Below are 21489 nucleotides of genomic sequence, written 5' to 3' on the forward strand. Positions count from 1 at the left end.
AGCGTTGCAGTGGATGCTGAAGACAAGGCGCATGCCAGCGGGAAGTCTTCTATCGAAACGCGACTGGTGGCGCTCTTGAGCGGACTCTCCAACTGCTGCCCGCAGGCTCAACTCACGTCATCCGTGGGGATTACGGTTTCCGTTATTTTACTGTGAGCACAGGAATGCTCCTTTCTGATCGCGTCGCAGGATTCGGTGAAGGCGACGTCCAGCAGATAACTCAGAAGTTCCAGCCCGTGAGAGGCCGCCAACTGGCGCATCTCGTCGAGTCGGCAGATGATGACGCCAAGGACTGCGACGCGGCTTTCTGTGCCTTGCTGGTCCGTCCCTCCCGCCTCCGTTGTTGAAGCGTGTCGCCAGGCGCCGAGAAGGCTTGCGTCGGCTATTGGTGGAACCGGGGACGTGCTGACGCAGGTTAGCCTGCGACCAAAGGAGTTCCTGCGATCCCGGTTCATGTCCTCTCCATCAGTTCAGATGCCTGTTGCAATTTCGGTCGGCCGGCATGTCGAGACCAATGTCGAGAATGGGCGCGCTGTGGGTAAGCCAGCCGACCGATATGAGGTCGACGCCGGTCGCCGCAATTGCCGGGGCGCTCGCCCGCGTTACCCGGCCCGAAGCCTCGGTGATCGCGCGGCCCCCGACCATAGCCACAGCCTGCGCAAGGTCCTCGACCGACATGTTGTCGAGGAGCACGGCGTCGACGCCCGCTGTAAGCGCGATCTCCAACTGGTCCAGCCTGTCGACCTCGACCTCGATCTTAACCATGTGACCGATGGCGCTGCGCGCCCGCTCGATTGCGGTGCGGATATCGCCGGCAATGGCGATGTGGTTGTCCTTGATCAGCACGGCGTCGTCGAGCGCGAAGCGGTGATTGGCACCGCCGCCCGCTCGTACCGCATACTTTTCCAGGACACGCAGGCCGGGCGTCGTTTTGCGTGTGCACACGATTTTTGCGTTATGGCCCCTCACCGCGTTTACGAGCGTAGCCGTTGCCGTCGCGATGCCGCTGAGTTTGCATAAGAAATTGAGCGCCGTCCGCTCCGCCGTCAGCAGGCTGCGCGCCGGCCCGTTTACGATCGCGATGGTCTGGCCGGCCGAAACCTTGCCGCCCTCAGGACACCGGAGCTGGATGCTGATCCCGGGATCGACCAGCAGGAAGGCAAACATGACCAAGTCGAGCCCGGCAACAACGCCTGCCTGCCGGGCATTCAACGCCAGCGTCGCTTTGCAATCGGCGGGGATGATCGCATCGCTCGTGATGTCGCCGGCTCTGCCCAGGTCTTCAAGCAGGGCAGAACGCACGATGGGCTCCATGATGATCTGGGGAAGTGGTGCAAGTGAAGTCATGTCAACGGCTCCGTTCGGATGCTTGCCATCTGAGCGTGACGGCATTCTCAAAAGCTGTGCAGAGCGTCAATCGTGAGGGGAGGGCGGCGGCATCGCGCCCGGGGAAATCGGATCGAAAGTGGGAGCCGCGGCTCTCCTCGCGCCGAAGGGCGGCGATCGCCATCAACAATGCCACCAAGGCCGGGTCGGCCGCGGCCGTCTCGCAAACAGAGATCGGCAGCAGTGTCGCGACCGTGTCGCACAATGATTTCCCATTCCGAACAATGCCAAGCGCATTGGACACAATCGTGCGAATAGGTGAAGGGTCGGGCCGGATGGGAACAGTTGCCGGAAGCCTAGGCCACTGCCAACCCGCAGAGGTACCCGCGACGCTTTCAGCCACCCAGGCGGCGGTTGCAACCGCTTCGGTCAGCGAGTTGCTGGCAAGCCGGTTGGCGCCATGCAATCCTGTGCATGCGACTTCGCCACAGGCCCACAGGCCGCTAACGGAAGTTCGCCCCTCGGCGTCAACGGCCACGCCGCCCATGTGATAGTGAGCAGCGGGCCGTACGGGAATGGGTTCCACCGCCGGATCGATGCCGGCATGCTTGCAAATAGCGTCGATTGCCGGAAAGCGTCTTGCGAATTTCTGCCCGAGACAATGTCGGGCATCGAGATAGACGCCATGCCCGGCTGCGAGCTGATCGGAGATCGCCCGCGCGACCACATCGCGCGATGCGAGTTCTGCCCCGGGCGTGTCTGCCAGGAAGCGATGGCCGTGCTCATCGATCAGCACCGCGCCTTCGCCACGCACTGCTTCGCTGACAAGCGGCATTGGCCGGCGCGCAATGTCGAGGGCCGTCGGGTGGAATTGCACGAATTCGAGATCGGCTAGTTCCGCTCCAGCACAGGCTGCAAGCGCCAGGCCGTGCCCGAATGAGGAGAGCGGATTGGTAGTATCGCAAAACAGGCCGCCTATACCGCCGGTCGCCAGCACCACGCGGCGTGTGGGCAATGCGAACACGGCGCCATGCAGGACAGTCAGCAAGCCAACAATGCTGCCCTCTGCGACAACCAAGCGAAGCGCTGTCATGCCTTCCATGATCGTGATCGAACGGGTTCGCCGCGCCACGCCGAGTAGCGCCCGAAACAACTCGCGGCCGGTTGCGTCGCCGGCGGCGTGCACGATGCGGCGACGCGAATGCGCCGCTTCCAGGCCCAGCTGCAGCCTCCCGTCTAGCGAGCGGTCGAAAGGAGCACCAAGACGAATGAGATTCTCGACGGCTTGAGGTGCGCTCTCTACCACCCGCCTGGCCATTTGTTCGTCGCAAAGCCCATCGCCGGCAGCAAGCGTATCGGCGAGGTGCAGGTCGGGGCTGTCGTCCTCCCCCAGACTCGCTGCGAGCCCGCCCTGGGCTAGAATGCTCGAGGCTTCGGTTCCGAGCGAGGTCCTTGACAGAAGGACGACTGGTTGCGGCGCCAAGTGTAGCGCCGTCATGAGCCCGGCGATACCAGCGCCGATGATGACCGGCGCTCCGCCAATGTGATGGATGTCCGCCGTCATACAAAGAGCATGCGTTCCACAGCCCAGCGGGCCCGTTCAGCGACATGAGGATCGATCGTGACGACGTGGCGGTTCTCCTCGAGCGCGGTCCGGATGTTACGAAGTGTGATGCGCTTCATATGCGGGCACAGATTGCATGGGCGCACGAAATCTACTTCCGGATGCTCGACCGCGACGTTGTCGCTCATGGAACATTCCGTCATCAGCACCACACGCGCCGGCCTATGCCGCGCGACATAGTCGGACATCGCCGCCGTCGAGCCGGCGAAGTCGGCTTCCGCGACCACTTCAGGCGGACATTCGGGATGGGCAAGTACACTGATGCCGGGATGGGCCTCACGCAGCTCGCGGATGTCGGCCGCGGTGAAGCGTTCGTGCACCTCGCAGCGCCCCTTCCAGGCAATGATCTCGACCTTGGTCTGCGCCGCGATGTTCTTCGCCAGATATTCATCGGGCAGCATGATCACACGCGGCGCGCCGAGCGATTTCACCACCGCGAGCGCATTGCCCGAGGTGCAGCAGATGTCGGATTCAGCCTTCACCGCGGCGGAGGTGTTGACGTAGGTCACCACTGGAACGCTCGGATAACGCTGCCGCATCAGGCGCACGTCTTCGGCGGTGATCGACTCGGCCAGCGAACAGCCGGCGCCGAGATCCGGGATGAGCACTGTCTTGTCCGGATTGAGGAGCTTGGCGGTCTCGGCCATAAAATGCACGCCCGCGAGCACGATGATTTCGGCATCGACCGTCATCGCCTTGCGGGCCAGCGCCAGGCTGTCCCCGACGATGTCAGCCACGCAGTGAAAAATCTCCGGCGTCTGGTAGTTATGCGCCAGAATGACCGCGTTGCGCTGTCGCTTCAGTTCCAGGATCGCGTCGATGTCCTCGACGAAGAGCGGCCACTCGATCGGTGGGATAACGCGCCGAACGCGGTCGTATAGTGAGGCGCTCGAAGGCAGGACGGCGCTCATCGAGCCTCCAGTTATAGTCAACGCGATTATAAGGCCTATATAATCGTTGTGACTATAAGTGGTGTCAAGCCCGTGCGAGCGGCAATTTTGTGCCGGCCACAGGCCTCTCGTCTAGAATGGCATGGTGGAAGCGGTAGAGCTGCGCCGGCCGGCCGCCGGTCTCGGCGGTCGTCGCCCCGGTCTTCTCAACCAGCTCCTGCTGCTCTATGAGCCGGCGAAAGTTCGGCTTGTTGATAAGCCTGCCGGAGAGCGCCTCCACGGTTCGTTGTAGCTGTAAGAGCGTGAAGAGCGGCGGCATCAGTTCGAACACAACAGGCCGGTATTTGATCTTGGAGCGCAGCCGCGCAATAGCCGTTGCCAGAATGCGGCGATGATCGGCGCTCATCGATCTGCCCGGCACCGGAGCGAGGATGGCCGAATCTCCGCCGCGTTTTGCTTCCTCCACCAGGGCGGCTTCATACAGCAGCTCGTAGCGCTGCAGCGTGAGCTCTTCGTTCCATGCCCGGTCGTCCAAGCCAAAGGCGACCGCCGCTCGCCGCCGGCGATCGAAGCGCGTCGCGGCGTCATCCGCGCCGTCCGCCCATTCGATAAGGCGCGGCCACAATTCTTCCAGCATCGGGGGCCTTCCGGAGCGATGATCCTCCCAGGGGAAATAGTCGTACCAGCTGGCCCAGCTGCGCCTGCCCGAGGCGCCCGCATCTTCTTCGCGGGTGAGTGCGAGATAGCTGATCGAGATCACGCGCTCGTTGGCGCCGATCCGATCGCGATCGGCGAAGGTGTAGAGCTGCTCGATATAACCGAGAGGCTGACCGGTCTGCAGTTCCACCCATGCTCGGAGGCCCGATTGGAGCGAACGATGAGCGAGCTCAAACGGGCCCGAGGGAAGGGCGGCCCCCTCTTCGATGGTTAGAACACAAGGTCCAGCGTCGTTCACGGCAACGACGACTGCGATGAGGTCCGCGTTGACGTCGTTGGTCTTGCCTATGACTCTGCCTTTCCTTGGTCCCTTTGCCTGATCCATAGTTCCTGACCTACTTGCAGAGCTCCGCCTGTCTAAACCGATTTAGTTCTGTTCTTTATCATACCACCCGTCGCGTCAACACCACGCGCTCTGGCGATTTTACCTCTTCGCACCTCGACAAAAATATGCCAAACGCGACACTGGCCGTGGGTGACGCTGGGTGAGGAGAGACGTGGATTGAGCGCCGCTGGTGTCGTCAAGGCGATCACGCCGCCGAACATCCGTGCGCGAAAGGGCAGCACGCCGCTGGTCTGCCTGACGGCCTACACCACGCCGGTCGCAAGGTTGGTTGACGGCCACTGCGACATCGTTCTTGTCGGCGACAGCGTCGGCATGGTTCTCCACGGCCTTCCCTCCACGCTCAGTGTCACGCTCGATATGATGATCATGCACGCCAAGGCGGTTCGGCGGGGAATGGAGCGGGCGCTGCTGGTTGTCGACATGCCGTTCGGCTCGTACGAGGAAAGCCTAGAGCAGGCCTTCCGCAATTCCGCGCGCCTTATGGCGGAGACCGGATGCGCTGCGGTCAAGCTCGAGGGCGGCGCGACGATCGCCGAGACGATCCGCTTCCTCACAGCGCGCGGAATCCCGGTCATGGCGCATGTCGGCCTGACGCCGCAGGCGGTCAACCTGTTTGGCGGATATCGCGTGCAGGGCAGGGGCGAGGATGCCGAGCGCATTTGGCGCGATGCTCTTGCGGTCAGCGAGGCTGGCGCCTTTTCCGTCGTACTGGAAAAAGTGCCCGAACCGCTCGCCCGCCGCATCACCGAGGAAATCCCAATCCCGACGATCGGCATCGGCGCCTCGGCGGCCTGCGACGGGCAGATCCTGGTCGTCGACGACATGCTGGGCCTGTTCGGCGACTTCCGCCCGAAATTCGTCAAGCGCTATGTCGAACTGGGAGAGGCCGCTTCGGCAGCGATCGAGGCCTACGCGTGCGACGTGAAGGAGCGCCGGTTTCCGGCGGCCGAACATGTCTTCGGCGATGAACCGAAAGCCATCAAAGGAGGAGAAGCGACATGAGCACACCGATCGTCCGGACCGCCACCGAGTCGCGCAAATCCGTGGCGGCATGGCGAAGGCAGGGCATGAAAGTCGCGGTCGTGTCAACCATGGGCGCCCTTGCATGAAGGGCCATCTCAGCTTGGTGCGCGCCGCACTTCAGGCGCCGACCGGGTGATCCTTACCCTCTTCGCGAACCAGAAGCAGTTGAACGACCGCCGCCGACGTTGCCGCCTACCCACCCACGGAGCATGAGGACGCTGCCAAGCTGCTAGGCGCCGGATGCTTTACGCGCCGCACGAGAGATGTATCTCGAGTGGTTGCCACCGCGGTCTCGGTGAGCGGGGCGAGCGAAGGCTGTGCGTCGCGTTCGGCCCCGGCCATTTCGACGGCGTGGCGCGATTGGTGACGAAGCTCTTTTCCAGGCCGCTGCTGGTCCGGCCTTCTTGGCGAGAAGGATTTCCAGCAGTTGAAACTCGTGCGCCGTCCTGCCCGCTTTCTCGAGATCATCGCCTTTCCGAAAAGGCGCGAAGCACATGGATGGGCGATCGCAATTCTCAGCTGCCGGCCGAGCAGCGCGTGGCGGTCCCCCAAAGCGAAATACTGTTAAAGCGGCCGAGAGGCTGGCCAAGGCACTGCGACAGGCGACGCCATCCTAGCCGCCGGCTACAGAGAAGTTGAATATCTCGGACTACGGGCCGACGATGATCCCGATCTGCTTTTACGGACCAGCCGACCGAGCTGCAACTACAGCATGTCCTGTGATGATGACTCGATGGTCATGTGACAGTTGCTTTTGTGCTGATTCAAAATCCTTCAACGGAGGTGAGCAGTCGGTGCGGATCAGCCAAAGCGCCTTGAGCGTCTGCCTTCGCGGGTCCGGCGAAGCTTGTGTTGATGGACGAGACCGACCTCTCATGCGACGCAGAAGGACGGCGAGCGCGCGGGCAACAGCAACAAGGGCCGGAGGCATACTGCGCAGTTGGCGACGTTCATGCCCCACGCTCTGAGGCCCGACCCTATCTTGCTGAGCACGAGCAGCGAATAAGCCACCTCGGAGAGCCGTGCTGGCCAGTTGGTCACTGCATCGGCCCAATGGCCCTTTGGCTACAAGCTGGCGGTCCTGCGCGGGCATCGCCAACATCCTCGTCCAGCGGTTTCGCGCGTCGAATGTCGCCAAGTGCAGGCCGCCGCGGTCCCGCCCGTCACTGAAGGCAGCAGGGCGAAGAGCACGTGAGAAAACATCCATCCGGCAAATGCATTCATAACGGCAAACGATTACCGCAATGGCTCGGTGAGCGGTATACGAAGTGCTTCGTCGCGGGGGCATCGGGAGACTGCAATGAGAAAGCTTGTCCTGCAGCTAAAACAGTTTCTTAGGGGTCAACCAACTCCCGAAGCAATCGAAAATGAGCGGGACGTTGTGAGCGTGGGACCTGACCGCAGCGACAGAACCGACGCTTGTCGAGGCGGCTCTCAATCTTTAGCCCGCGAGGCCGATCACCGACCCTACGGCGACAAGGCATGGCACGAACTCTCCGGTGACAGAAGCCGCGACAAACCGCACGTTTTTGGGCAGGACAATAACATGCTCTGCGGATCCGGCGAACAAGGCAGCAAGGATTACCTGACCGCGGGCGTTGACTCACGTTTCCAGGATCCGACGAACGATTTCGATCCGAGATTAGGGTGGAGGCCGCACGTCATCGCTCTCGTTGATATCGAACGCAATAGCTTCATCTTTCAGACGGTGGGGTACTACAGGGACGGTTCTGGCGCGAACTCCGTCGACAACGCCGGCGCACTGCCCGGCTACCCGGCGAACTGGTTTTACACAGGCAAATCCTCATTGCACTAGTTCGCAGAGCCGATCGACAGGACCGACAGAGCGACCATAACGGCGGGCCGTTCTTGGCGCCGATAGGGGGCTGGACCGCCTCGCGGAGGTCCGTGCCGAATGAACCAACCCTTGATTTGACCCAGCTATTCGCCTCGCTCGCTCTGTCGCGCGGCCCCCACATATCGAAAGTTCGACAGCCCGTTCAGAGACACTTGATCTCGATACCGTATTTCCTCAGCGCGTAGCCAATCTGGCGCGGCGTCAATCCAAGCAGGCGCGCTGCCTTTGCCTGTACCCAGCCGGATCTTTCCATCGTCGCGATGAGACGCTCGCGATCGGTCAGCTTCCCGTCGCTCACGAGGCCTATCCGATCAGGCGCTGGCAGTGCCTGCTCGCTGTCAACAGGCGGGGTCGCAACGGCGGGCGATGCAAAGGCACCAGATGATTTCATGGCCGGGTTTAGTGGCGATGGTGCGATCGCCTCGAATTTCGGCGAAGTCTCCTTAGACGCGTGCTTCCATAACATCGCGGAAAGGCATCGGCCGTGTGAGCAGTCAAAGTCGCTTCTGACGATTGACTTTCCCGCTGCGAGGGTCGCTGTCCGCTGCACGCAATTTTCAAGCTCGCGGACATTTCCGGGAAAAGCACAGTTCATCAGCACTTCAGTCGCACTCGCATCGAAGACCATCATACGGCCGTTCTCGTTGTTGAAATTCTTGAGAAACTCAGCGGCAAGGAGCGGAATATCACCGCGCCTTTCGCGCAATGGCGGCACCAGCAGGGGAACAACGCTGATGCGATAATAAAGGTCGGCGCGAAACTCGTTCCTTGCAACCGCGTCTTCCAGGTTCCTGTTCGTGGCGGCAATCACGCGAACGTCGACCTTAATCGTCTGGTTGCTGCCGACGCGCTCGAACTCCTGCTCCTGCAGCACGCGCAGCAGCTTTGCCTGGAACGAGGCCGAAATCTCACCGATCTCGTCCAGAAACAACGTTCCCTTGTCGGCGAGCTCAAAGCGCCCCTTGCGCGAGTTGAATGCACTGGTAAAGGCCCCCTTTTCGTGACCGAACAGTTCGGATTCCAGGACTGTCTCAGGGAGCGCTGCGCAATTGAGCTTGATGAACGGCCGCTTGGCGCGTCCCGACATCTCGTGAACGGCCTTGGCGACCAGCTCCTTGCCGGTCCCGGATTCCCCGCGCAGCAAAACGGTGCTGTTGGACCTGGCTACTAACGCGACCTTCTCAAGCAGCCCGCGCAGCGCCGGGCTGTCGCCAATGATCCCCTTGACATGAGCCCTTTTGCCCTCATGCCCAGGCTGCTTGAGTTCGCCGAATTGCTTTTGCATCCGGATTTTCTCGGCCATCAGTCGCTCGCGGTCGGAGGCGAACAGGCGATGCAGCTTCACTGTCTGTCCAACCAGATTAGCGATTGTGGTAAGGAGGCGCAGGTCGTAATCGAGGAGGGAGCCTGATTTGTTGTCCAGGATGCGGTCGATGGTCAACGTGCCCACGACGTTCGCATCGACGCGAATGGGTACGCCGATGAACGACACTTTCATGTTGTCGGACGCCCCGAGCACCTCCTTGTCGGCGGCGTTGAAAGCCGGATCCAACGCTATGTTCTCGGCGACGAGCGCCATGCCCGTCGTTATGATCTGGTCGACCGCCGCCCGTGGCAGATGCTTGCGGTAGCGCTCATCGCTGCCTTCGCTCCAGCCGGCGCCGACGGTCATGTCCGGTATGCCGGCACCGTCGCAGAGCGAGATGATGCCGTGCCGCACCTGCACCAACGATGGCAGGAGGTCGACGACGTTGGCCAACGTGGCTTCCAGCCCAGAGGGAGCGGTGAGCGCTGTCGACGTTTCAAAGATGTCCGGCGCCCTTTCGTGCAACGGCACAATAGGGACCACGTTATTCATCTCGGACTTTGAATTAGGGCTTTTCATTTTTGGAAGCGATATGCAGCATGACGAGATCTGCCTGGCACTTTGCTCGGAGTTGCGAGTATCGTGCATGTGATCATCCATCTCGCGCCATGAAATCGATGCCCGAGGCAAGTGCGCCTATTGTCCAGCGCGTGGATGTCCTTGGCGAATCGCATTCGTCGGCGTTTTCGCTCCGCAGGCCGCTGCACAATTGACGAGTTTGCTCGCCTCGCCCTTGCACGCCGGGATTCATTGAAACACGAAAAGGCGTTGATGAAGATAGTCATGACGATTGATCCGTTAGCAAGACGGACGTCTGCAGCCGGCTTTTCGCGCGCAATGAAATTGCCATCGAGATGATAGCTAATGTCGATGCCAGTCAGGCCCGGGCCGCGAGCAAGTGCGGCCCTGGCAAGATGGGGCGGCGTCATGCGGTCGATCGCAAAGCGGAGCGATGCTTGACGCATGGCTTTCCTCTCTCTTCATGAAGTGCGGGTCGTCGTTCTCGGCTGACTGGCTTCCGCCGCGCAGCAATCATTCGTTGTTAAACGAGACCGGAATGAGGCAGGTGAGTCAATCAAACTCCCGCTGCTTTTCTTTCATGAATGAAAGGAAATTAGGCTCTCATGATAGTATTTTATCAGTTTTTCAGATGTTTTCCGGCAGATAGATCTCAAACGGCAGAAAAGTCTGCCCAAGCGTCTCCGAAGCGCCGACCTTGATGGCCTGGGCCATCAGCGTCATCAGTTCCTGGCAAAGCAGGCGCTGGGGCGTGGCGACCGACATCGTGATCATGCCATCTGCGAGTGCAGCCCGTGACTCCGGTGTGATCTCGTTAACGATCGCGACGAGACCCCGGCTTTCGCCTTCTTCACGGAGCGCGGAGATCGCTCCCTCCATACCTCCGCCGGCCACATAGAAGCCGGTGAGTTCGGGTTCCCGTTGCATGAGATCCAGCGTGGCCTCGTAGGTGATCTGCCGTGCCTCAAGGTTCACGAGCGGATCGAGCAGCTCGAATGCCGGTGCATTCTCACGGAAATAGGAGCGAAAGCCGACCTCCCGCAGCTCCTGCCCCTGAAAACGGTGGCTGCCGACAAAAACCGCCACCTTGCCCGGCCGTCTTGCGACCTTTGAAAGCATCCACGCTGTCGTCCGCCCGACCTTGCGGTTGTCGAGGCCGATATAACCCTCACGAACACCTTCGGCGAAATCGGAAAGCAGCGAGAAAACGGGGATTCCTTTTGCCTTGAGTTCTTGGACGGCTGCCGTGATCGCCGGATGGTCCGGCGCCACCATGGCGATCGCGTGGCAGCGCGCGCCGAATTCCTTGAGCAGTGGAACAAGGTCGCACGGCATGTGCGACGGCGCGAATTCGATGAGCGAAGTGCCATGGAAGCACTTCGCCGCGTTGACCGCCGCTTCGACCTCACGCGCGAAGCCCTGGTAGAAGTGGTGAGTCGGTTTTCTCAAGATGAAGCCAAGCCGATATTGCGGCAGGTCCGGCTGCAGGCGCTGCTTGATAAGACCTGCGGCGTGATATCCGATGGCCTGTGCCGCCGCTAAGACCCGCTGCGCAGTCTCCTTCCGCACCGGATGACGGGCATTCAGAACTCGGTCAACGGTGGCAACACTAACCCCGGCTTCCCGGGCGATATCAGCAATTATGGGTCGCTTCGCCATTGTTCGAGTCTGATTAAACGACATCAAGAAGAAATCCGGCAAAGGTCGATTCAGTAAAATCTGTCATTCCTGCATTGATCCTGTTCGCTACCGAATTCTTGTCGTGGCATGGTGCGAGGTAGAAGCCGAAACGTAGAGCCTGGGCGAATTGTTCAGCCGTGCCGACGGCTCCGACCCAGCTCCGCGCCCGGTTCCACGAACCGTCGCAAACTTCGGAGGCATTAAGCGCATCATCGAGGGCTTGCGTGTCGTGACCGGTGCAAGACCTTCGCAAGGCGCAGATGATTTTGCACCCACTGCATTTCGGGATTGTTGATTTCATCGGCCCGCGAGAGTTTGTTTGGAACCCGCGGCCCGATCGTCCGGCGTTTGGGACCAGCCAGGCGGTTCAACCGGCAGCGATGCTGCCGAGTTGCTCGGCGCGGGCGTTATCAGTGGCTGGCCGGTTGATGTCTCGGCAGGCTGGTGGCCGCAGAATGCAGCTTTCAATTGCGCCTGATCCAGTTCGGCTTCCCAGCGGGCGACGACGAGCGATGCCACCGCGTTACCGACCAAATTCGTCAGTGCCCTGCATTCCGACATGAAGCGATCGACGCCAAGGATCAGCGCCATTCCAGCAACGGGAACTGCCGGCACTACGGAGAGCGTAGCGGCCAACGTGACGAAGCCGGCACCTGTGACACCTGCTGCACCCTTGGAGGAAAGCATCGCGACGAGCAGCAGCAGGACCTGATCGCCAACTGACAAATCCGTATTCGTCGCCTGCGCGATGAAAAGGGCCGCGAGGGTCATGTAGATATTGGTGCCATCCAGATTGAAGGAATATCCGGTCGGGATAACCAGGCCCACGACCGAGCGCTTGGCGCCGGCCTTTTCCATTTTCGCCATGAGAGAGGGCAGCGCAGCCTCGGAGGAGGACGTTCCGAGGACCAGCAGCAGCTCTTCCTTTATGTAGCGGATAAGAGAAAAGATCGAGAAGCCGTTGTAGCGACAGACTGCACCGAGAACCCCGAATACGAAGAGGAAGGCCGTGAGATAGAAGGTCCCGACCAGCATCGCAAGGTTGGCTACCGAACCGATGCCATATTTGCCAATCGTGAAGGCCATTGCTCCGAAAGCACCGATCGGCGCGGCTTTCATCAGGATGCCGACCAATTTGAAAACGGGTGCAGTGAGGTCCTGAAGGAAGGAAAGAACCGATTTGCCCGATTCTCCGACCATCGCCAGCGCGATGCCGAAGAGGACGGAGAAAAACAACACCTGTAGAATGTCGCCTTCCACAAAGGCGCCGACAATCGTGGTCGGGATCATGTTCATGAGGAAGCCKGTCACGGACTGCTCATGGGCCTTTGAGGCATAGCCATTGACGGCTTGGACGTCGAGCGAGGTCAGATCGATGTTGAGGCCGGCGCCAGGCTGAATGACATTGCCGACGATGAGGCCGACGATAAGCGCGAGCGTCGAGAAGGTGAAGAAATAGACCATCGCCTTGCCGGCAACACGGCCGACCTTCTGAAGATCGCTCATGCCGGCAATTCCAGTCGACACGGTCAGAAAGATAACGGGCGCGATGATCATCTTGACGAGCTTGATGAAGGCATCGCCGAGCGGCTTCAGGTTTTCTCCGATTTGCGGATAAAAATGGCCAACCGCAACTCCGAGGAGGATTGCGACAAGCACCTGCACGTAAGGCTTGGCAAAAAGGGTCTTGCGGGGTGCGCGCTTTACGCTTGGAGCCAGTGGGGTCAACATGTAAGTTTTCTCTCCCTGACCGGTTTGGGGCGGGCTGTTCCTCCCCGCGGCTTCTCCCATCGCGGCGCCCCGGTCGAACGCTGCTGCGTTGTTGACCGCAATAGCCGTGCCAAGCCAAGAGAGCGCGGAAATCGCCGGAGCCTCAGGTATCTTCAACAAATCGCGCAGCAAGATTGTGCGGTTTTCCGCACGGATCGCCTTCCCTTCTGGCGGAACCCCGCACTATGGTTCGTCAATGATCGGTTTTAAGAATACGATGGCAGAAGAAGAAGACATGGGTAATGGCGCCTTCCAGCGCGCCCCATTGGTCTTCCCTGGTAGATCCGGCGGTCGATCTCTCTGGCTTGTGGTTTTGCTTGCAATTCTTGGTGCGGCGCTCTGTTTCGTCGTCTTTGCAACGGGACGCATCGCCGGCACCAGAGCAGAGTATGCCCTAGGCGACCGTGCTCTTGCCGCGTTCCCACTTGCAGCCGACAGTTTGAAAGGAGAGATCGAGAAGCAGCGAATGATTCCGCTGGTTCTGGCACGCGACGGTGCCGTTCAGGAGATGCTTCGCAGTCCGAGCACTGCCAACGAAGCCGCGCTTGATGAGAAGCTTCGCGCCATCGCGCGCGACGCCGGCTCTTCTATACTCTACATCATTAATCCTGAGGGCGTAGCGGTTGCTGCGAGCAACGCCGGCGAGCCGACCAGTTTCGTCGGCAGCGATTACCGCTTTCGCCACTACTTCACCGAGGCGATGGCGGATGGCGCGGCTATGCAATATGCGCTCGGCACGGTTAGCGCGCGCCCTGGTCTCTATCTGTCGAGCCGGGTCGATGGGCCGGAGGGGCCGCTCGGTGTGGTTGTGGTGAAGGTGGAGCTCGACCGCGTCGAGTCGCGTTGGCTGGAGAGCGGCTTCGTGGTCTTCACGACCGATGAGCGAGGCGTGGTTCTTGCCACGAGCGTGCCCCAATGGCGTTTTGGCGCTCTCTCACCGCTTTCCGCAAAGGAGAAGCAAACCGCTCGCGATCGTCTGCAGCTAGACTTTCGAGCCGGTGCCGCTTTCCCGCCGCGGCGACAACCTGGTCACCGCAACTCCTGAGAGTCGATCAGCCGGTTTCGTTGCGGTTTCGCAGGATCTCGGCAAAGCAGTTCCGGGCTGGCGCATGTCGTTGCTCATCCCCGCCGACACCGAGATCTCCTCGGCGGTCATGACAGCCCGCGTGACAACGCTGCTTGCCCTCGTTCTCGTTGGATTCGTCATTTTCATCATTGTTCGACGGCGGCGGGCGGCCCGGCAGCGGCAAGAAGTGCTTGTGTTGCTCAATGCGGAACTGGAGCATCGCGTCGAACTGCGCACGGCGGAGCTCCAGAGCTCGAACGCAGCGCTCGCCGGTGAGATCGCCGAGCGAGAGAACGCTGAAGCAAGAGTGCGTCGCCTGCGCGACGAACTCGCCCAGGCGAACCGCTTGTCAATCCTGGGACAGATAACGGCCGGGGTCGCCCACGAGATCAACCAGCCGGTCGCCGCAATCCGCACCTATGCTGAAAATGCCGCGCGTCTTCTAGGGATCGGCCGGTCGCAAGACACCGCCGAGAATCTGACCTCGATCGTCGCCATGACCGGCAGGATCGGCACGATCACTGAAACGCTAAGGTCCTTTTCCCGCCGCGCCAGCGGATCGATGGGACCGATACTGGCGGACGACGCGATCGACGGCGCTCTGTCGCTTCTTTCAGGCCGAATTCGCGATTCCGGGGTGACGATTGAACGGAAGCGGATCGATCCGTCTCCAATTGTCATGGCAAGCCGCATGCGACTGGAGCAGATACTCGTCAACCTTCTCCAGAACGCGCTTGACGCTCTGAAGGATCAACCGGAGCCCCGCGTCGAGATAGCGCTCGCCGAAAACGGGGAAATGGTCGCTATTTCCCTTCGGGACAACGGCCCCGGCCTTGCCCCCGACATTCGCAGGAGCCTCTTCATGCCGTTCGTTACCAACAAGGAAAAGGGTCTCGGTCTTGGCCTGGTCATTTCGCAAGAGATCGCACGTGAGCTCGGCGGCTCGTTGCGGCATGATGATGCCAGCCACGGGAGAGGGACTTCCTTCACGGTCGAGCTGAGGCGAGCGGCATGAGTGCTGAATCAGGACCGGTCATTTTTATCGACGATGACGAGGATGTGCTTCGCGCAGCCACGCAGATGCTGAAGCTTGCCTCGTTCTCACCGAGCGTGTTCGGTTCGGCCGAGGCCGCACTCGCCAGAATCGACGGGAACTTCGATGGCCCTGTCGTGAGTGACATCCGTATGCCCGGGCTGAACGGACTTCAGCTCTTCGAGCGAGTGAAGGCGATCGACCCGGAAATTCCGGTTGTCCTGATCACCGGGCATGCCGACGTCGAGCTGGCCGTTGCCGCCATTAAGGATGGCGCCTACGATTTCATCTCGAAGCCATATGCGAACGACCGGCTTCTCGTGACGCTGCATCGCGCTTCGGAAAAACGGCGCCTGGTCCTGGAAAACAGACGTCTTAGGGATGCGGTTGTCCGATCTGCGGGCGATATCCCGCTGATCGGGGAGGCACCGACCATGATTCGATTGCGCGAAACTCTCCGCCAGATCGCCGATACCGATGTGGATGTCCTTGTGGAAGGCGAGACGGGCACGGGCAAGGAGGTGGTCGCGGATCTGCTTCACCGCTGGAGCAGACGACGCACGAAGCCCTTCGTTGCCCTGAATTGTGGAGCGCTGCCCGAAAGCGTCATCGATAGCGAACTTTTCGGGCACGAGGCAGGCGCCTTTACTGGCGCGCAGAGGCGCAGGACCGGTCGCATCGAGCATTCGAACGGAGGGACGCTCTTCCTCGACGAAATCGAGTCGATGCCGCCAGCACTCCAGGTGAAGCTTCTGAGGGTGCTTGAGACCCGGCAGATCACGCCGCTTGGCACGAACGAAACCCGCAGCATCGACCTTCGTGTCGTGTCGGCTACCAAGGCCGATCTCGGCGATCCGGCCGCCCGCGGAGATTTCCGGGAAGACCTTTATTTCCGGCTGAATGTGGTGACGCTCCGCATCCCGCCGCTTCGCGAAAGGCGCGAAGACATCCCGATGCTCTTTGGGCATTTCCTGGAACGCGCCTCCAAACGCTTCAGCAGGCCTGTTCCGGACATCAGCGCTGGCGTGCGCGATCGCCTCGTGAGCCACAATTGGCCCGGCAATGTCCGTGAACTCGTGCATTTCGCCGATCGCGTTGCTTTGGGACTTGAAAGGCTAGGCACGCCCATTGCATCAGGTCGAAAGGAACAAGCGGTATCAAGCCTCCACTTGTCCGAGAAGGTCAGCCTTTATGAGGCGACTGTCATCCGCGATGCCTTGCAGGAATGCGGCGGCGACGTGAGGCGAACGATCGAAGTCCTGGGAGTTCCCCGCAAGACCTTCTACGACAAGCTGAAACGACATGGGATAGACACGGCCGATTATCGAAAAACCGCCATTGGCTGAAGCCTTCTTGCTTGCATGTCGCGGAAAAGAAATTTCGCCATTCTCGTCCGACTCAAAGGATGCACTATGGGCTAGGTGAAGCGAGCCTGAGGTCGCTTTCGGAGCGCTATGGCATCAACCCCAAGACGGTCGCGAAGTGGAGAAGCGGAATTCGACCGCCGATCTGTCCACCGGCTCCAGGGAGTCGACAGTTCTGTCTGTCGAGGAAAACCGTTGTTGTGGCCTTCCGCCGCAACAAGGCTGCTGCCGCTCGACGATTGCCTCTACGCGTTGCAGCCGACGTCCCGCATCTGACGCGCTCCCACCGCTGCCTGCAGGCAAGCATCGGCCGATTGCCAGATGTCGACGGCGACAGGCCGGCGAGAAGAGTCGAGAGAATGAACCGGACCATCAAGACGCAACCGTCAAGCGCTTCCACTACGACGATCGCGACCAACTGCGTCGGCATCTTGCCGACTTCGTCGCGGCCTACAATTTCGGCCGCAAGCTGAAGACCCTCAAGGGCCTCACGCCCTGCGAGTTCATCTGGAAGGCATGGGCTTCCCAGCCCGAGCGTTCACTTTCAATCCGCTCCAGCAAATGCCGGGACTTCTCTATTCGGCGTGTTGAAGTCAATCGCTTTCAAGCTTCCTCTACCACGGGCATTTGATGTCTTTCGCGAGGCCTTGCTTCTCTTCGGGATCGGCGCTTTGGGCCCTCCCAGCATGGGATCAGTTGGAATGAAGGGGACAATCTAAACAGCGTTCTCACCATGTTGCGGCGGTGGAAACGAGTCCCGGCACGTCCTCTCTTCATCCTCCGTCCCGCGAAGGACATTCATCCGCCCCTGGCGGATCTCGTTATCGGATTTTCTCCCTTTCGTTTGGTGGACCCGGCTATATCATCGCCGTTGCTTCCTCTCGCGCCCAGCGGAACTCACTGCCGTCGGACCATATTCTGTGCATGATGACAGCCAATCTGCGAGCAAGGGCAACGGTCGCTCTTTGTCGGCCCCGGCGCTTAGCGACGTTCATCGCCCAAGCTTTCAGCCATGACCACTTTTTCACCACCGTCAGTAAGACTTGCGCGGCTTCATAAAGTAGCGTTCGCATCATGGCGTCACCGCAGAGGGAAACACGTCCGACGCGATTGTCCTCGCCTGATTGATGCAAGCGCGGCGTCAACCCGAGAGCCGGCCCTACGTCCTTCGAATTCTTGAAGCGGGCAGGAATGTCGACCGTGGCGTTGAAAGCCAGCGCAACGACAGGTCCGACACCAGGTACGGTCATCAACCGCCTGCAAACCGTGTCACCCTTCACGATCGACAACAGCCTTTCATGCAGTACCGTGAACTGCTCGCGAAGTTTCTGCCGGGCGGCGAGCAACACCTCCATGATGTCACGTAGCTCCGGAATGTCGCCGGAAAGGTCCTGGATGCGATCCGCAAATTTGGCAGCGCCGACAATGCCAACCTTGAGACCGAAGTTACGCAACAGGCCTCGAATGTCGTTCTCAATTGCGATGGCCTTTTCCTGCAGCAACTTGCGGGCTGTCAACAGCGCCCGGCGTTTCTGGCTCATCAGCGTCTTGACGTGCACCGGCCGGAACAAATTAACCCGCATCATCTGCGCGATGCCGCGCGCATCATTGCGGTCGGTCTTGTTGACCTGCGCCTTGAGAAAGGCCTTCGCATGACGGGTTTCGATGCAGATTGCAGGTAGTCCGGCTCCCGCCAGACCACTGAACAACCATTGTGATAAGGGACCGGCTTCAAGCCCGATCCGGGCCAGATTCCAGGCGGGATTCTTCAACGCCTCAATAAGATCGTCCGGATGGCTCGCAACCTTCATCTCTCTGCAAATTCGGCCTCCTTCATCCACGATGCAAACGGTCGTCTCTTTCACGGAGACGTCCAGTCCGGCATAATGCTTCATGCTGCGCTTCCTTTCCTGATGCTTGTGGCTGTTCACGCAGACCACGTTTTATCATCAGCTCGAAGCGCAGCACCTCAAACACCGTTCAAGACGTGGGGCAAAGCCGAATACCCCATCTAAACATTTAGCAAATGGCGGATGAGGTGCACGATGCAAGTTAGCACGTCGCCTGGGGAAAGGTGCGCCGATCGCCTCCCTCTTGGCCAACCAGTTCCAGCTTGCCGTCTTACCAGGCCCCCGCCAATCTCGTTGCGTTGTTGTTTAGCGTTGCAACAGATCCTTCAAAGAAATTCATGGAATCGTTGCGAGCGCAAATCGCTGTCAATGGTACGCTCATCACAACTTTCGAGATCAGTGGCGGCAGAAATCTGGTGTCGTTTTATGTTCCGCCGCCAAACAGCATTTGCGAAGAGCGCGAAATGACAAAGCCAGCAGGACGAGGGTACCAGCCATGCGCACATCGATTACACCCAAGTCGCCCGCGATACGATACTCGATATTGGCTACGACGATGCCATCGGTTTTGATGGTCGAAATTGCGCCGTCGTTCTGGCTCTCACCGGGCAGTCGCCCGACATCAGCCAGGGCGTTGATGAAGGACGATGGCAGGATCTCGAGCAAGGGCGGGATCAGGGCCTCATGTTTGGATTCGCATGTTTTCGATCTCCGACCGAAAGGCATCATCAAGATGCTTGATCTCGTACGCCCGATATACCGCAATACGGACACTTCGGCCGTGAAGAGCCTGAGTTCACCTGGGAGAAGACGGACAGAGCCGACGACTTGCTGCGTGAGGCAGGACCGGCAGCTGCGTGAGCGCCGCTGGATCAAGCGCATGCGGCAACCCTTTTCAACTCGCTAGCCCGCGCCCGCCGCGGCACGCGCTTCGACATCATGCTGACGGCTGTGTGATCGACACGGGCGGTTACCGGAAAGGCGACAAAAAAGTGCGTTACGACATCGTTATCATCGGAGGAGCCATCGTCGGCTCCTCGATCGCCTACTATCTGCGCGAGGAAGGGTTTTCCGGCTCGATCGCGCTGATCGAGCGCGATCCGCAGTTCGCGCACGCGGCAACGACGTTGTCCTGCGCCTCCATTCGCCAGCAATTCTCGATCCCGCAGAACATCCGCCTGTCGCAATTCACCATGAAACTGTTCCGGCGGCTGAAGGAAGAATTCGGCGCGGACGCCGACATCGGTTTTCGCGAGGGCGGCTTTCTCATTCTCGCTAGCGAGAACGGGCTGCCGATCCTGAATGCCAATCACGAAGCGCAGGTCGCCGAGGGGGCCGACATCGTGCTCGAGGACGCGGATCAGCTGACGCGCCGCTTCCCTTGGCTGTCGACCGAAGGTATATCCGCCGGCTCCTATGGCCGCAGCGGCGAAGGCTGGTTCGACGCGCATGCGATGCTGACGCTGTTCCGCAAGGCGCTGCGCGGCAAGAACGTGGACTTTATGACCGCCTCGGTCATCGGCATCGAGCGGCAGGGCCACCGTGTCACCAGCGTCAGGCTCGACAATGGCGAGACGATCGAAGCCGGCACCGTCCTCAATGCCGCCGGGCCGAATGCCGGCAAGGTCGCCGCTCTCGCCGGGCTGGCGCTGCCGGTCGAGCCGCGCAAGCGCAATGTCTTCGTCTTCGAGGCGCGCGAAAAATATGCCGATATGCCGCTGCTGGTCGATCCCTCCGGCATCTATGTCAGGCCGGAAGGCTCGGTCTATCTCACCGGCGGCGCCGAGCCGGAAGAGGGCGACGGCCCGGCCGATCCCCAGGATTTCGAGGTCGACTGGCCGCTGTTCGAAGAGGTGATTTGGCCGGTGCTGGCGACCCGCATTCCGGCCTTCGAGGCGATCAAGCCTACCCGCGCCTGGGCCGGGCACTACGATTACAACACGCTCGACCAGAACGCGGTGATCGGGCCGCACCCCAAGGTGAAAAATTTCCTCTTCGCCAACGGATTTTCAGGCCACGGTCTGCAGCAGGCCCCGGCGGTCGGCAAGGCGCTGGCCGAGCTTCTCGTGCATGGCGGCTACCGCACGGTCGATTGCTCCGCGTTTGGGTACATCCGTGTCGCCGAAGGGCGGGCGTTTAGGGAATTGAATGTGATCTAGCAACAACGGCGCCGCGACGGTCTCCTTTGGTGCCGGCGGGACAGAGGGGCGCGAAGGTTCGCGACAGGCGGTGCCGCGGTACAAAGGCCTTGATGTTTAGCTTGCCCTGTTCGGTTGGGATCTCCGCAATATCAATGTGGAAGAAGCCGATGCTTGCGCTGCAGACATCGGTGCAATGAAGAGCGCGTCAGATGCGAGATCGTCGGCTGCAAGGCCGTAGAGGCAATCGTCCAGCGGCAGCAGTGTGTTGCGGCGGAAGGCCACAACAACGGTCCTCTCCTACGGCAGACAGAACCTTCGATCTCGGCTCCCTGGGGCCGGTGGGCAGATCGGCGGTCGAACTCCGCTCCTCCACTTCGCGACCGTCTTGGGGTTGATGGCATAGCGCTTCGAAAGCGAGCTCAGGCTCGCTTACAGCTCGACGCATCGCCTCTTTCTTTGTGGCGCTCCCATGCAGAACCTGGCCCAGTCGAAGCTTCGTGGCCGCGGCCCGCGCTCATGGCCGGCTCACTTAGGTCGATGCTGCCTGCTGTCACCGTAAGGTTCCGCTGGGGTTAGCGGTGCGTCGAGCACAGCGAGAGGGTTCACAGCCAACGCTCTGGAACCCATGTCACTAGCCATCCATGGCGTGGATGCGTTTCATCGAAACAGACGATTTTACCGATGTTACGGCACGATGCATAGAAAGAATTCAAGAATGTAGCAGCCTTAAGGAAAGTGGTTGATGTTTGCGTTGGCTCCGAAGAGCATTTTCTGGTCTGCGCGGAAGACCAGCCCAGGCGCGCGTCCATCGCGGCCAGGCACTTCCGCGACAGACGCAAGCTACATCGCATTGGCACAGCACGACAATCTTCCCCGAATTGCGCAGGCGCTTGCCTCAAACGCAGCAGCAAAGCTG

General features: G+C 60.5%; 15 protein-coding genes and 3 pseudogenes. 8 read left to right on the top strand and 10 right to left on the bottom strand.

What is annotated here, in order from left to right:
• The first annotated feature begins 9 nt into the window (after positions 1 to 9).
• Complete coding sequence (locus AC1D1L_RS24920; RefSeq protein ID WP_477344066.1) at positions 10 to 156, top strand: hypothetical protein; 147 nt, start codon at positions 10 to 12, stop codon at positions 154 to 156.
• A gap of 309 nt (positions 157 to 465) precedes the next feature.
• Here AC1D1L_RS24920 and nadC read toward each other — a convergent pair whose 3' ends face one another.
• The 4 genes from nadC to AC1D1L_RS24940 form a co-directional block, all read right to left on the bottom strand.
• The gene (nadC, locus tag AC1D1L_RS24925) at positions 466 to 1347 is read right to left on the bottom strand and encodes a carboxylating nicotinate-nucleotide diphosphorylase (RefSeq protein ID WP_172352500.1); all 882 of its coding nucleotides are present in this window, start codon (positions 1345 to 1347) and stop codon (positions 466 to 468) included.
• Position 1348: 1 nt separating this feature from the next.
• Positions 1349 to 2890: an L-aspartate oxidase gene (locus AC1D1L_RS24930; protein ID WP_477344067.1), complete on the bottom strand. Its 1542-nt coding sequence runs from the start codon at positions 2888 to 2890 to the stop codon at positions 1349 to 1351.
• Positions 2887 to 3861: a quinolinate synthase NadA gene (nadA, locus tag AC1D1L_RS24935; protein WP_069091028.1), complete on the bottom strand. Its 975-nt coding sequence runs from the start codon at positions 3859 to 3861 to the stop codon at positions 2887 to 2889. Before nadA ends, AC1D1L_RS24930 begins: the two co-directional genes overlap by 4 nt.
• Before the next feature lie 64 nt (positions 3862 to 3925).
• Positions 3926 to 4882, bottom strand: coding sequence for an NUDIX hydrolase (locus AC1D1L_RS24940; protein ID WP_107652857.1), 957 nt, complete (start codon positions 4880 to 4882; stop codon positions 3926 to 3928).
• A 177-nt stretch (positions 4883 to 5059) separates the two neighbouring features.
• Here AC1D1L_RS24940 and panB point away from each other — a divergent pair, with 177 nt between their 5' ends.
• From panB to AC1D1L_RS24955, 3 genes are all read left to right on the top strand, one after another.
• Positions 5060 to 5905, top strand: coding sequence for a 3-methyl-2-oxobutanoate hydroxymethyltransferase (panB, locus tag AC1D1L_RS24945; RefSeq protein ID WP_069091030.1), 846 nt, complete (start codon positions 5060 to 5062; stop codon positions 5903 to 5905).
• Complete coding sequence (locus AC1D1L_RS24950) at positions 5902 to 6012, top strand: pantoate--beta-alanine ligase (RefSeq protein ID WP_340163197.1); 111 nt, start codon at positions 5902 to 5904, stop codon at positions 6010 to 6012. The genes panB and AC1D1L_RS24950 overlap by 4 nt, the downstream gene beginning before the upstream one ends.
• A gap of 1214 nt (positions 6013 to 7226) precedes the next feature.
• Complete coding sequence (locus AC1D1L_RS24955; protein ID WP_477344069.1) at positions 7227 to 7742, top strand: hypothetical protein; 516 nt, start codon at positions 7227 to 7229, stop codon at positions 7740 to 7742.
• A 184-nt stretch (positions 7743 to 7926) separates the two neighbouring features.
• Here AC1D1L_RS24955 and nifA read toward each other — a convergent pair whose 3' ends face one another.
• From nifA to AC1D1L_RS24970, 3 genes are all read right to left on the bottom strand, one after another.
• Positions 7927 to 9642 carry a nif-specific transcriptional activator NifA gene (gene nifA / locus AC1D1L_RS24960; RefSeq protein WP_477344116.1) on the bottom strand — a complete coding sequence of 572 codons (1716 nt, stop codon included), beginning with the start codon at positions 9640 to 9642 and terminating at the stop codon, positions 7927 to 7929.
• A gap of 654 nt (positions 9643 to 10296) precedes the next feature.
• On the bottom strand, positions 10297 to 11328 hold the full coding sequence (locus AC1D1L_RS24965) for a LacI family DNA-binding transcriptional regulator (RefSeq protein ID WP_477344070.1): 1032 nt from the start codon (positions 11326 to 11328) through the stop codon (positions 10297 to 10299).
• Between the two features lie 318 nt (positions 11329 to 11646).
• On the bottom strand, positions 11647 to 13080 hold the full coding sequence (locus tag AC1D1L_RS24970; protein WP_477344117.1) for a dicarboxylate/amino acid:cation symporter: 1434 nt from the start codon (positions 13078 to 13080) through the stop codon (positions 11647 to 11649).
• A 274-nt stretch (positions 13081 to 13354) separates the two neighbouring features.
• Between AC1D1L_RS24970 and AC1D1L_RS24975 the strand changes: the two are divergent.
• The 3 genes and pseudogenes from AC1D1L_RS24975 (at position 13355) to AC1D1L_RS24985 (ending at position 17173) form a co-directional block, all read left to right on the top strand.
• A pseudogene (locus tag AC1D1L_RS24975) lies at positions 13355 to 15200 on the top strand (sensor histidine kinase).
• Positions 15197 to 16564: a sigma-54-dependent transcriptional regulator gene (locus AC1D1L_RS24980; RefSeq protein WP_172352494.1), complete on the top strand. Its 1368-nt coding sequence runs from the start codon at positions 15197 to 15199 to the stop codon at positions 16562 to 16564. The pseudogene AC1D1L_RS24975 and the gene AC1D1L_RS24980 overlap by 4 nt, the downstream one beginning before the upstream one ends.
• A 59-nt stretch (positions 16565 to 16623) precedes the next feature.
• Positions 16624 to 17173: pseudogene (locus AC1D1L_RS24985) on the top strand (IS3 family transposase).
• Between the two features lie 266 nt (positions 17174 to 17439).
• Here AC1D1L_RS24985 and AC1D1L_RS24990 read toward each other — a convergent pair.
• Both AC1D1L_RS24990 and AC1D1L_RS24995 read right to left on the bottom strand, forming a co-directional pair.
• Entirely contained in the window at positions 17440 to 18477 is a 1038-nt protein-coding gene (locus tag AC1D1L_RS24990; protein WP_477344072.1) for an IS110 family RNA-guided transposase, read from the bottom strand.
• A gap of 351 nt (positions 18478 to 18828) precedes the next feature.
• Positions 18829 to 19098: a hypothetical protein gene (locus AC1D1L_RS24995; protein ID WP_210382572.1), complete on the bottom strand. Its 270-nt coding sequence runs from the start codon at positions 19096 to 19098 to the stop codon at positions 18829 to 18831.
• A 326-nt stretch (positions 19099 to 19424) separates the two neighbouring features.
• Between AC1D1L_RS24995 and AC1D1L_RS25000 the strand changes: the two genes are divergently transcribed.
• Positions 19425 to 20591, top strand: coding sequence for an NAD(P)/FAD-dependent oxidoreductase (locus tag AC1D1L_RS25000; RefSeq protein ID WP_477344073.1), 1167 nt, complete (start codon positions 19425 to 19427; stop codon positions 20589 to 20591).
• A gap of 73 nt (positions 20592 to 20664) precedes the next feature.
• Here the strand turns inward: AC1D1L_RS25000 and AC1D1L_RS25005 are convergent.
• A pseudogene (locus tag AC1D1L_RS25005) lies at positions 20665 to 21060 on the bottom strand (transposase family protein); the annotation flags it as partial.
• Positions 21061 to 21489: the final 429 nt, after the last annotated feature.

The sequence above is a fragment of the Mesorhizobium sp. P2_D6 genome (genome assembly GCF_056404315.1).